This window comes from Cellulophaga algicola DSM 14237, from assembly GCF_000186265.1.
Classification (GTDB): Bacteria; Bacteroidota; Bacteroidia; order Flavobacteriales; family Flavobacteriaceae; genus Cellulophaga; species Cellulophaga algicola.
This window is the reverse complement of record NC_014934.1, coordinates 2,034,050-2,047,315: the sequence shown is the minus strand read 5'-3', so window position 1 is coordinate 2,047,315 and position 13,266 is coordinate 2,034,050. Positions and strand designations below refer to the sequence as shown.

7 protein-coding genes and 1 tRNA gene are annotated in these 13,266 nt (G+C 34.3%); 6 read left to right on the top strand and 2 right to left on the bottom strand.

All coding sequences use genetic code 11. The annotated features are described in order from the left end of the window. Positions 1-221: 221 nt before the first annotated feature. Positions 222-295: transfer RNA gene (locus tag CELAL_RS08850), tRNA-Asn, on the bottom strand. 101 nt (positions 296-396) lie between these two features. Then, complete coding sequence (gene rseP, locus CELAL_RS08845) at positions 397-1,713, bottom strand: RIP metalloprotease RseP (protein ID WP_013550564.1); 1,317 nt, start codon at positions 1,711-1,713, stop codon at positions 397-399. A 161-nt stretch (positions 1,714-1,874) separates the two neighbouring features. On the opposite strand from rseP, the gene CELAL_RS08840 reads away from it, so the two are divergent. From CELAL_RS08840 to CELAL_RS08815, 6 genes are all read left to right on the top strand, one after another. Beyond that, positions 1,875-2,552: an SCO family protein gene (locus tag CELAL_RS08840; protein ID WP_013550563.1), complete on the top strand. Its 678-nt coding sequence runs from the start codon at positions 1,875-1,877 to the stop codon at positions 2,550-2,552. Between the two features lie 101 nt (positions 2,553-2,653). Then, positions 2,654-2,899: a FeoA family protein gene (locus CELAL_RS08835; protein WP_013550562.1), complete on the top strand. Its 246-nt coding sequence runs from the start codon at positions 2,654-2,656 to the stop codon at positions 2,897-2,899. Then, complete coding sequence (feoB, locus tag CELAL_RS08830; protein ID WP_013550561.1) at positions 2,899-5,136, top strand: ferrous iron transport protein B; 2,238 nt, start codon at positions 2,899-2,901, stop codon at positions 5,134-5,136. Before CELAL_RS08835 ends, feoB begins: the two co-directional genes overlap by 1 nt. 362 nt (positions 5,137-5,498) lie before the next feature. Further along, positions 5,499-7,025: a carboxypeptidase-like regulatory domain-containing protein gene (locus tag CELAL_RS08825; RefSeq protein WP_013550560.1), complete on the top strand. Its 1,527-nt coding sequence runs from the start codon at positions 5,499-5,501 to the stop codon at positions 7,023-7,025. Between the two features lie 100 nt (positions 7,026-7,125). Beyond that, positions 7,126-9,777 carry a DUF5916 domain-containing protein gene (locus CELAL_RS08820; protein WP_013550559.1) on the top strand — a complete coding sequence of 884 codons (2,652 nt, stop codon included), beginning with the start codon at positions 7,126-7,128 and terminating at the stop codon, positions 9,775-9,777. A 207-nt stretch (positions 9,778-9,984) separates the two neighbouring features. Next, complete coding sequence (locus CELAL_RS08815) at positions 9,985-13,242, top strand: S41 family peptidase (RefSeq protein ID WP_013550558.1); 3,258 nt, start codon at positions 9,985-9,987, stop codon at positions 13,240-13,242. Positions 13,243-13,266: the final 24 nt, after the last annotated feature.

Sequence of the window (13,266 nt, the reverse complement as noted above, 5' to 3'; positions counted from 1 at the left end):
AAAATTTACTGGTGATATAGTATTCAAAGTTATTCATTTAATTAACTTAAAATAAAACAAATTGGGAGCAAATGATCAAAGATAATATTCACAGAAAGGTTAAATAGTAAATTTTAATGATGGAAATGACATCTGAATGCTAAACAAATTCAATATTATAAAGTCAACATCTTAAAACTAAAAAAGCCTTTACATTTCTGTAAAGGCTTTCTGTCGCTCTGCTCCCCCTCTTGGGCTCGAACCAAGGACCCTCTGATTAACAGTCAGATGCTCTAACCAGCTGAGCTAAGGAGGAGTGTACTCTACGCGTTAGCGGCTGCAAATATAAATGTTTTTTCAAACTAGCCAAGCAAAAAAAAAATAATTTTTAATTTTTTTTTTAATTGCCCTAAAATATTATAAAAATCGTTTGATAATATTCCAAATATCGTTGCCAAAAATAATAGCCATTAAGCCCATAATTATCACAAAACCAATTATTTGGCCTCGCTCTAAAGTTTTTTCACTCGGTGCTCTCCCTGAAATCATCTCATAAAGTAAAAACATTACGTGTCCGCCGTCTAAAGCTGGTATTGGCACTAAATTAACAAAAGCCAACCAAACTGAGAACATTGCCGTAAAATTCCAAAAGAACATCCAGTTCCATTTTGGAGGCATCATTTCTACAATACCTATAGGACCTTTAACAGATTTATAAGCCTCTGTCTTAGGCTTAAAAAGAATTTTAAACTGTTTAATTTGCTTGGTCAACACATTAATGGTTTCATTAAAACCTGCAGGTATTGCCGCAAACACACTATATTCATCTGTGACTATTAAATCATCTGAATTTAAGTAAACACCAATAATTCCTTCTTCTGGTACCACTAAGTTTAAGCTTTCGGTTTGACTACCTCTTTTTACCAACAATGTTAGTGGTTTGCCTTTAGAATCTTTAATTGCGTTAGTAAAATCATTCCAATACTCACTAGGGCTATTGTTAACCGATATAATTTGATCTCCTGATACAATTCCTGCCTTTGCAGCAATGGAGTTAGGTACAACGCTATCTATAAGTGCTTTTTGTCTATAGGACAAAAACCCTCTCCCTTGAGTAGATAAAATTTGCTTAATCCCTTCGTCTGGAACTGGGAAAGTAACTTTCTCCCCATTTCTTTCTACTGTAATCTCGTCTCCTAATAAAATATCTAGCGTGGCATCTGTGAATTTTTTGGATTTCTCGCCATCAATAGCTAAAATTTTATCTCCAGTTTTTAATCCAATACCTTCTCCAATAGAATCTACCAAAATTCCATATTTTAAACTATCCGCAGGAATATAACTATCCCCATTCGTTACAATAAGGGCAGTATAAATGATCCAAGCAAGAAAGAAGTTAACGGTTACACCGCCTAACATAATAATTAAACGTTGCCAAGCTGGTTTAGAACGAAACTCCCACGGCTGCGGTTCTTTTGCCATTTGTTCCGTATCCATGCTTTCATCTATCATGCCAGCCATTTTTACGTAACCACCTAATGGCAACCACCCAATACCGTATTCTGTATCCCCTATTTTCTTTTTAAATAATGAAAATTTGACATCAAAGAATAAATAGAATTTCTCTACTTTAACTTTAAAATATTTCGCGGTAAGAAAATGCCCTAATTCGTGTAAAATAACAAGAATTGATATTATTAAAATAAAGGTAAGTATCTGTGTAACTACGCCCATCTAGTGCTAAATTTAACTTTTTGAGCGGCAAAAGTAAGCTTTTACAAGGTGTAAAAAAAGTAAACTATATTCCGACAATTTTTTTTAAGAAATATTTAGCAGCAAACTTTTAATATGGATTAGAAAGGCTTCTAAAGCCTTAGTACCTTTACATAAAAAAAATGCGGTCTTTTTTTGCAAAATATAAATTATTCGGAATTGTTTTTCTCTCTTTATCTGCGGTTATAATGTATTTGTTTTATAATGCATTACAACCACAAAAAACACTTCCTATATACCAACCCGCAGATTTTAATCCAGAACTGGTAGACCCCTCATTACTACATGTAAAAAAGTACCATACGATTGCCGATTTTTCTCTAACCAATCAAAACGGAGAACTAGTTACCAATGATACGTACAAAGACAAAATTTATATAGCTGATTTTATTTTTACTACGTGCCCAAATATTTGCCCAGTTATGACTGACAATATGGGTCTCATCCAAAAAGAAATTTTAAATGATGCTGACGTAATGTTACTTTCTCACTCCGTAACTCCAGAGATTGATTCTGTTGCTCAATTAAAGGCTTACGCAATTAAAAAAGGTGTACTAGATAGAAAATGGAATTTAGTTACAGGTGATAAAAAACAGATTTATGAATTGGCCAGAAAATCCTACATGGCTGTAAAAACTGTTGGAGATGGCGGACCATATGATATGATACATACGGAAAACTTTATGTTAGTTGATAAAGAACGTAGAATTAGGGGTACATACGATGGCACTAATCCCGAGGAAATAGTAAAGCTTTTAGAAGATTTAAAAATTTTAAAAGATTCCTATAAGGACAAATAGACTTGAAATTTTAAAAAAGGACTATTTTATGATTTTAAACCACTCTATTTTATTGATTTTCCCTTACTTTTGCTCTTAATTAAAATCAATCTAAATAAAAATTGATCAAAACGGTAGCACAATTAAAACGAGGAGAACAAGGCATCATTAAAGAATTTGCCGAAGATATCTTACCAATTAAACTATTAGAACTAGGCTGTTTGCCAGGAAACGTAGTGGAATTAGTACAGGTTGCCCCTTTAAAAGATCCTATATATATTAATGTAAATGGATCTCATATTGCTATCCGTAGAGCAATGGCTCAGCTTATAGAAATAGAAATAATTGATAATACTACCTTTTTATAATGAGCAAACAGATTAAGGTAGCACTAATAGGAAATCCTAATACAGGAAAAACATCAGTATTTAATCAGCTAACAGGATTAAACCAAAAAGTAGGTAACTACCCTGGAATTACTGTTGAAAAAAAAGAAGGTGTTTGTAAACTACCTCGTGGGGTAAAAGCACATATTATAGATTTACCCGGCACCTATAGTTTAAACACAACTTCCCTTGATGAAAGTGTTGCGGTAGAATTACTACTGAATAAGAACGATAAAGATTTTCCAGATGTTGCAGTTGTTATAGCAGACGTTGAAAATTTGAAGCGGAATCTATTATTATTCACACAGATAAAAGATTTAAAAATTCCGGCTATTCTGGTTATCAACATGGCCGATAGAATGTCTAGAAAAGGAATTACGTTAAACATTCCCTTACTCGAAGAAAAATTAAATACTAAGATAGCTTTAGTTAGTACACGAAAAAATATTGGTATTGATCACTTAAAAGATCTTATTACCGATTATAAAAGTCTTTCTATTGCACCTAATATTGATGCAACTGTAATAGCTCCAGAATATTTTGATCGCTTACGCAGTGCGTTTCCTAAAGAAGATATTTATAAGTTATGGCTTGTGATTACGCAAGACGTAAATTTTATGCCTATTGAAAAAACACTTTTTCAAAATGCAGCTTCTTTTGTTACCAAATCTAAACCTGAACTAAAGCGATTACAACAAAAAGAGACTATTTTAAGGTATCAATTTATAAATGGCATCCTAAAACAAGCACACAGCATAGACTTAAATGCTGCGAAAGGACTTAGAGCTGGCTTAGACAAAATACTTACACATAAAATATTAGGGTATGTAATATTCTTTTTAATATTACTTACTATTTTTCAAGCAATTTATGTTTGGAGTGCCTATCCTATGGAGTTTATAGAAAGCTCTTTTGCTAGTGCTAGTGAATGGGTTAAAAATTCATTACCGCCTGGAGTATTTACAGATTTAATAGCAGAGGGTATTTTGGCAGGTATTGGTGGTATCGTTATTTTTATTCCACAAATTGCCTTTCTGTTTTTATTTATAGCACTTTTAGAAGAAACTGGCTACATGAGTCGGGTTGTATTTTTAATGGACAAGTTAATGCGCCCTTTTGGCTTAAGTGGTAAAAGTATTGTTCCTCTTATTTCTGGTACTGCATGCGCTATTCCTGCAATTATGGCAACCAGAACCATTGAGAATTGGAAAGAACGCTTAATTACCATTCTTGTTACTCCGTTTACAACATGCTCTGCAAGACTACCCGTGTATTTAATCATCATTACACTTGTTATTCCAGATGGTAGCTTTTTTGGATTAAGCTATCAGGCATTAACTTTAATGTTATTGTACTTATTAGGGTTCTTTACTGCCATTTTTTCGGCAATGATTTTGAATAAAATATTAAAAATTAAAAGCAAATCGTTTTTCGTTATCGAAATGCCGAACTATAAGCTACCCTTATTTAAAAATGTTGCCTATACGGTCATAGAAAAAACTAAGAGTTTTATATTTGGTGCCGGTAAAATAATCTTAGCAATCTCTATCATTTTATGGTTTCTAGGATCTAATGGTTCTTCTGAAGCTTTTACTAATGCAGAAGAAATTGTTACCAAAAGAATAGAAACTACAGGTTTATCAGACTATAACCAACATGCAATTGCTACAAATTTGGCTAGCTATGAACAGGCGTTAAATGATAGCATACATCAGAAAAAGTATCGTATTAATCAACAAGCCGTAGTAGATTCTATTTCTATTAAAACAGTTGATTTATTTGAGCATGCAAAGAATCAAGAAATCTCTAGTTATAAGTTAGAGAATTCTTATATGGGATATATGGGTAAAGCCATTACTCCTATTGTAGAGCCTTTGGGCTATGACTGGAAAATTGGTATTGCTATTCTTACCTCTTTTGCTGCCCGTGAAGTATTTGTTGGCACCTTAGCTACCATTTATAGTGTAGGTAGTGATGAGGAGGAGACGATAACTAACCGGATGGCAGCAGAAATTAATCCTCAAACTCAAAAGCCTTTATTTAATCTTGCTTCTGGAATATCACTCTTACTTTTCTATGCTTTTGCTATGCAATGCGCAAGTACTCTTGCTGTCGTAAAAAAAGAAACAAATACCTGGAAATGGCCAATGGCTCAATTAGTTTTCATGAGTGCATTTGCTTATATTGTATCACTAATCGCATATCAAATATTAAAATAATATGGACGTACTGCAAAACGTATTAATGTATGCCACTCTAGCCATAGCTGCTGGGTACGTTATCAAAAAATATTTCTTACCTAAGAGACTTTTTACCTCAAAAAAACAATCCTCAAAAAGCTGTGGTTCAAGTGACTGTGGTTGTCATTAACACTTCAGTTAAAAAATAAATATTCCTTGAGGCAACTATTCCTAAGATAGTTGCGTCTATTGTTTTAGAGAAGATGATCTAATACATACTAAGATCATTAGCCCATAAAACAGTTAAATAAGTATTAAATAGCTCCTAAGAAAATCAAAAAGTTGCTTATTTAATGCCTTTCTATTCCTTGTTTTGTTTTGGCTCACTTAAAAACTAGACTATGATTAAAATAACTACTCCTGTTTTATTATTTATTTTTCTATTCTCATTATCCTATACTTCCGCACAAAATATAAGCGCTAGAGTTATAGATTCTGTCACTCAAGAACCAATCCCATTTGCTACCATACAATTTGCAGATGATATGGGCGTAATCACCAATGGGGAAGGCAGTTTTACTATTCTCCTAGATGCCAAAAACACAGAAACAGATTCTTTATTTGTTTCTAGTATGGGTTACAAAACATACAAAACTACCTTAGGAGAATTTAAAGACTCTATACTAGTACTAAGTCCTCAAAATATTGAATTAAAAAACGTGATAGTCTCTAACAAAAACTATTCTGCAGACGAAATTGTTGATTTTATTAAAGATAACGTAGCTAAAAATTATACCAAATCGTTTACCAAAAAAAGACTCTTTTTCAGAGAGCACTACCACCAATATTTAAACAGAACTAATTATTCAAATTTTGAATCTACCATTGCCGCTTTCAATAAGAAATTTGTTGATGAAATTATAAGTTCTGCACCCCGAAGCAATGATTATTATATGGAAGTACTCTGTGATCTTTATGGTAATTACGATACTGAAAAACAGAAGATAGATGTTATTAAGGCATCTAAAATGTATGATAAGAATAGTGAACTAAATCTAGAGTTGCTGGAAGAACGCATGGAAAAGCTTTTAAAAGACAATGTAAAGCCCGACTCCTATTTAAAAATTAAGTCTGGTTTATTTGGTACCAAAATTGACAATGATGAACTTTTTAGAACACAAGTAGACTCAAGCGATGTGGCTGCACTAAATAAAAAACTAGAGGAGGACAAAAAGCAAAAAGCAGACCAAAAACTAAACTTCGTAAAAGAGAGAAAGTCTAAAATAGCAGCCCTTTATCAAGATTTATTTTTCTTAGAAGACTCTAATCTTAATTTTCTAACTAAATCTCGAAAATATGATTTTTCAATTCGCGAACTTACCTATTTAGGTCCAGATGTAGTCTATGTTTTAGACTTTGTACCTAGCGGAAGTGCTGATTACAAAGGAACTCTTTATGTAAATGCCGATGATTTCGCGATAGTACGAGTAGATTATGAAAATGTAAAAACGATAAAATCATTTAAACTACTAGGAGTATTCATGAATGACTACCTAGATAAAGGTAAAATGATATTTTATAAAGGTGCAGATGATAAGTACAACCTTAGATATATAGAAAAAGAGCATGGCGCTATGGGTGGTGCAAAAAGGCCTTTAAAAATAATTGAATACAATAAAGTAGTTAAAGGTAAAAATAGACAAAACGAGTTATCATTAGATTTTGATTTTGCAGCGACAAACATCAATACCTATGAAATTGTAATTTATGATACGGAAGAAATAAGCAACAGTACCTTTGAGGACAAAAGTTTTGACAACAAAATTACACCAACTTTTTTGACACGTTATGATGCTGAGTTTTGGAAAGGATACAACATTATTGAACCCAACCAAGCCATAAAAACGTATACGGCAAAAGAGGAGTAGGCAGAATAGTGTAACAATAAAACGTTAAACATATCTTAAATTAATTAGTGCGCTGTAACGTTTAAAAACGCGGTAAGTCTTTCATATATATCCACCAATTATGAGAGCCACTATTTTAAGTATTATTCTAATCGTTTTTGCGCACCTACAAACCAAAGCACAAGATTCTACTTCAGTAGTACCTAAACGCGTATATACAACCAAAGCTTTAGCTGATGATCATACGCTTACAATTGATGGCGTCATAGATGAAGTAGCATGGAATACGGTTACTTGGGATAGTGAGTTTATTGAACAACAACCCGATGAAAACACAGCGCCTAATCATCAAACTAAATTTAAAATAGTTTACGACAAAAATTACATCTATGTTGCCATTCGGTGTTTGGATAATGAATCTGATAAAATTGTAAAAAGACTTTCTCGCAGAGACGGATTTGAAGGAGATTGGGTGGGTATTTTTTTTGATAGCTATAATGACAAACGAACATCGTTTAATTTTATAGTAACTGCTGCAGGTGTTAAAGGCGATGAATTTTCTTCTAATAATGGCAATGATTCCGATGAAAGCTGGAACCCTATTTGGTATACAAAAACGAGTATTGATTTAGAAGGATGGTCTGCAGAGATGAAAATTCCACTGAGTCAATTAAAGTTTGGCAAATCGGAGGAGCAAGAATGGGGTTTACAATTAATGAGAAAGCTCTTTAGAGAAGAAGAGCGTTCTATATGGCAAAGAGTACCACAAGACACTCCTGGATGGACCAGTGAGTTTGGTATCTTAAAAGGGTTATTAAATATTGAACCTCAAAAACAGTTAGAAATTCAACCGTATACAATAGCCAAATTTGAAACCTATGAAGCAGAGCCTGACAACCCATTTAAAAAAGGTAAGGACACCAAATTTACAGGTGGGTTAGATGCGAAAATTGGTATTACGAATGATCTTACGTTAGACTTAACCATTAATCCTGATTTTGGACAGGTAGAAGCAGATCCTTCTGCAATTGCCTTAGATGGTTTTCAGATATTCTTTGAAGAACAGCGTCCGTTTTTTGTAGAAAACAAAAATATTTTCGATTACCGTGTATCGCGATCAGAAGCAGGAAATACCTTTGGCTCTGATAACGTATTTTATTCCAGACGCATAGGAAGAAGTCCGCAAGGATATCCTAATACATTGGATGGGGAGTTCGTAAATCACCCAGAAAACACTGAAATTATAGGTGCCGCTAAGTTTAGCGGAAAAACAAAAGACGGATGGTCTATTGGCGTTTTAGAAAGTGTAACCGCTAAAAAATATGCCATTATTGATAATGCGGGAGATCGTAGAAAAGAACTTGTAGAACCATTAACCAACTATTTTGTAGGTAGATTACAGAAAGATTTTAACAAGAGAAATACCTTTGTTGGCGGTATGTTTACGGCAACAAATAGAAACAACTTACCCGATAATTTAAATTTTCTTCATGAGGCAGCCTACACTGGAGGTTTTGATTTTAAACACCAATGGAATGATCGTGATTGGTATGTTGCTGGCAATATACTTTTTAGTCACGTTACTGGGAGCAAAGAAGCTATAACACGCACACAAGAGTCTATAACACATCTATTTCAACGTGCAGCTACGAGTTATTTAACTGTAGATGAAGATGCAACTGCATTAACAGGAACGGGTGGTAATATGCAACTAGGAAAAGTGGGCAATGGCCATTGGAAGTTTGAAACGGGGGCTACATGGCGTTCTCCTGAGTTGGAACTTAACGACCTAGGGTTTCAAAGACAAGCAGACGATATAAGACTGTATACCTGGGTAGGGTACCAAACACTAAAACCAGACAATACTTTTAGAAAAGTAGGTATAAATTACAACCACTGGAGTGTATGGGATTTTGGCGGCAACCACAATAACTTACGGTTTAATACCAATAGTTGGCAAAACTGGAAAAATAACTGGTTCTCCAATGCAAGCTTCAATTATACACCTACGCAATATGATAATTTTGCTTTAAGAGGTGGACCAAGACTAAGAAAATCATCAGAAATAAGTTTTTCTAATGGGATAGAATCTGATGGCAGAAAAAAATTACAATTCAGTATTTTTCAATCTGGAACAAAAGGGACGGATAATTCCTATAAGAATTATGATATTGAATTTGGCTTAAAATACCAACCAATTAACGCCCTAAGCATTTCTGCTTATCCTAGTTACGGCACCAATAAAGACCAATTACAGTTTGTAGACAATATTGTTCATGAAGGCAGTACTAAATACATTAACGGAACAGTAAGACAAGAAACGCTAAGTATGTCTTTACGTTTAAATTACACTATAAATCCTAATTTATCTATACAATATTGGGGGCAACCATTTATCTCTAATGGAGTGTATTCTAATTTTAAACAAATAGCAGACCCATTAGCTAAAAATTTTGAAGATAGAATAACATCATACACTCCAAATCAAGTTTCTTTTACCGACAGTAGCTATAGTATTGATGAAGATATGGATGGCTCACCGGATTACAGCTTTGACAATCCAGACTTTTCTTTTACCCAATTTAGATCTAACCTCGTGGTACGTTGGGAGTATAAGCCTGGTTCAGAAATATTTTTAGTATGGTCACAAGACCTCTCCAGCAGTGGCAACCCTAATGATGGGTTATTTGCAACTTTAGATGAAAACTTATTTGGCAATTTACAGCCAAAAAATATTTTTCTATTGAAAGCCACATACCGCTTTGTCTTTTAAACCGTAGGTTTTTAAATAAGTATCCCATTTAAAACCCACAAACAAGTGAGAGTTAAATAAAATTTTAGAATTGTAGATGCAATAAAAATTTAATACTTTCAGGACTCAAATTAAAAGAGGTTAACGGGGAATTCCTAAAAAGAATTAGATAGGAATATTGACACCCTATTCTTTGCTTCGTTTAAAATGATATTAAACTAACTCTCTATGAAATTCTTCTTTTCGATTAGCTTTTTACTAGCCACTTTGTTTGTAAACGCCCAAGGAACTCAACTATTAAGACAACCCACAATTTCTGATACAGAAATAGTCTTTGTATACGCAAATGACTTGTGGAAAACCCCCTTAAGTGGAGGGGAAGCTATACGGCTGACTAGCAATGAAGGGTATGAATCCAATCCACATTTTTCTAAAGACGGTAAGACAATTGCTTTTACCGGAGAGTATGATGGAAATGTTGACGTATATATTATTCCAGCGACAGGGGGAGAACCTAAAAGACTAACATATCATCCATCTGCTGATTTTGTAGAAGGCTGGACCCCTGATGGTGAAGTTTTATTTCGCTCCGGAAGAGAAAGTAAGCCTACAGTTACGAATAAATTATACAAAGTTTCTGCCGCTGGTAGTTTCCCTACAGCTATTGATATCCCTAGAGCTGCTTATGGAGAATTTTCTAAAAACGGAAAATATATTGCGTATACCCCTATCACCTCTTGGGATCCTGAATGGAGAAATTATCGAGGAGGGCAGGCAATGCCCATTTGGATTGTAAATATGGATACCAAAGAATTAATTACAACACCACAACCTACCCAAGAGCGTCATTTATACCCTGTGTGGCAAGATTCAAAAGTTTTTTACTTATCTGAACGTGATTACGCTAGTAACATTTGGTCTTTTGACCCTATCACCAAAGAAGAAAAACAAATTACTTTTCACAAAAAATTTGACGTAAAAAGCTTAGACGCAAATCATAATTCTATTGTTTATGAACAAGGAGGGTATTTACACCTTGTAAACCCAGAAACGGGGGCAACAAACCAGCTTGCTATAACTGTAAAAGGTGATATGAATTTTGCAAGACCGCGGTGGGAAAATGTTACCGCTAAGCAATTAACGAATCCAAATATTTCACCAACGGGTAAGAGAGCTGTATTTGAACACCGAGGAGACATTTTTACTGTTCCTAAAGAAAATGGTACTTGGAAAAATATAACGAAGACTTCAGGAATAGCAGATCGTGCACCAGTTTGGTCTCCCCAAGGAGATAAGATTGCATGGTTCTCTGATGCCACTGGAGAATATCAGTTAGTAATCGCCAATCAAGATGGTGAACAGAAAAAGAGCTATAAATTACCTAATAATACTTTTTATTTTAAGCCAGATTGGTCTCCAGATGGTAAAAACATCGCATATTCTGATACTGATTACAACATTTGGATCATTAATTTGATGACCGGAAAAGCAGAAAAGGTAGCTACTGATTCTTATGCGCATCCTACCAGAACCATGAATCCTACTTGGTCTCCAGATAGTCAATGGATTGCTTTCCCAAAACAATTAGTCAATAATTACAAAGCAATTTTCGCTTATAATAACACAACGAAAGAAACAATTCAATTAACAGATGGACTAGCGGATGCTATAAGTCCCATTTGGGATGAGTCCGGTTCCTATTTATACTTTTTAGCAAGTACAAACTATGGCTTACAGTCTGGGTGGTTAGATATGAGTTCTTATGATACTAACGTTACTAGAAGCCTATATACTATCGTCCTATCAAAAGACATAAAAGCTCCTAATTTACCAAAAACTGATGAAGAGGGTGCAGATAAAGATTCTACCTCAGTTAACTCAACCTCTAAAAACAAGAAAAAGGAAGAAACTAAAACGCCAAAAGTTATTGTAAAAATTGATGCTGACGGTATTTATAATAGAATTGTAGCGTTAAAATTAGAAGATAGAAATTATACGAGCTTGGCAAAAGGTCCAAAAAATGTTTTATTTATTACGGAATATGTTTCCAATCAAGATGGTCTTACACTTCACAAATATAATATTGAAAAAATGGAGGCCGAAGAATATGCTTTAAATGTCAATGAACTAATTGTTTCTAATGATCGTAAGCATATGTTAATTAACACTTCTAATTCTTGGTTGCTTTCGGAAACTGGTTCTAAACCAGATGTAAGTAAAGATAATGTGCCTATAAACTTTAAAATCAAAATAGATCCAACAGCTGAGTATGAGCAAATATTTAAAGAAGGTTGGCGCTATATGAGAGATTTTCTTTATGTTAATAATACACATGGTGCACCCTGGGAAACTATTTATGAGTGGTATTCCCCATGGATTAAACATGTACGTCACAGGGCAGATTTAAATTATGTTGTAGACATCATGAGTGGTGAAATCTCGATCGGTCACTCGTATGTTTCAGGAGGAGACATGCCTAATGTTGAGCTTGTGCCCGTTGGACTTTTAGGCTGCGATTTTACAATTGAAAATGGATATTATAAAATTTCAAAAATTTATAATGGAGAAAATTGGAATCCTGATTTATATGCACCATTGGCACAACCGGGTCTGGAAGTAAAAGTAGGAGACTATATTACTGCAATTAATGGTAAACCTCTCAAAGCAACTGTAAATCCATTTGTATTATTAGAACAAACTGCCGGAAGAGAGACAAGACTAACAATTAACAATTCTGCTAGTTCTGGTGGAAAAGAAATTTTAGTAAAACCTATCAGCAGTGAACGAGGTTTAAGAACCTACGATTGGATTGAAGGTAACAGACGCAAAGTTGATGAACTTTCTAGTGGTAAACTCGCTTATGTTTATGTTCCTAATACCGGAAATGGAGGCTATGAAGCTTTTAACCGGTACTATTTTTCTCAACAAGATAAAAAAGGAGTCATTATTGATGAACGCAATAATGGTGGTGGTTCTGCTGCCGATTATATGATTGATATTATGACGAGAGAACCTTATGGTTATTTTAATAGTAAAACAGAAGGTAATAGACCATGGACATCGCCAGCCGCCGGCATCTGGGGACCAAAGGTAATGCTGATCAATGAGCGTTCTGGTTCTGGAGGTGATTTATTGCCCTATATGTTTCATATGAAAAAAGTAGGGCCTTTAGTAGGGACTAGAACTTGGGGTGGTTTAGTAGGTACATGGGATACACCACCATTTATAGATGGAGGTAGAATGGTTGCGCCAAGAGGTGGCTTTTATGATATTGATGGAGAATGGGCCGTAGAAGGAGATGGAATTGCTCCAGATATTGAAGTTATTCAAGAACCAAAACTTGTACTACAAGGAAAAGATCCGCAGCTAGAAAAAGGTATTGAAGAAGCCCTCAGATTATTAGAAACGCAAGAGTTTAAAATGAAGCCTGAACCAAAAGCTCCTATTCGTTGGAAACGACCGAAAGGGTACCAAGAAGAGGAATAATATTTTTTATTAAAAGCCACGTAT

What these genes read in the sequence shown, in the direction of transcription:
- rseP (WP_013550564.1), bottom strand. Translation starts at nt 1,713, where the DNA reads ATGGGCGTAGTTACACAGATACTTACCTTTATTTTAATAATATCAATT.
- CELAL_RS08840 (WP_013550563.1), top strand. Translation starts at nt 1,875, where the DNA reads ATGCGGTCTTTTTTTGCAAAATATAAATTATTCGGAATTGTTTTTCTC.
- feoB (WP_013550561.1), top strand. Translation starts at nt 2,899, where the DNA reads ATGAGCAAACAGATTAAGGTAGCACTAATAGGAAATCCTAATACAGGA.
- CELAL_RS08825 (WP_013550560.1), top strand. Translation starts at nt 5,499, where the DNA reads ATGATTAAAATAACTACTCCTGTTTTATTATTTATTTTTCTATTCTCA.
- CELAL_RS08820 (WP_013550559.1), top strand. Translation starts at nt 7,126, where the DNA reads ATGAGAGCCACTATTTTAAGTATTATTCTAATCGTTTTTGCGCACCTA.
- CELAL_RS08815 (WP_013550558.1), top strand. Translation starts at nt 9,985, where the DNA reads ATGAAATTCTTCTTTTCGATTAGCTTTTTACTAGCCACTTTGTTTGTA.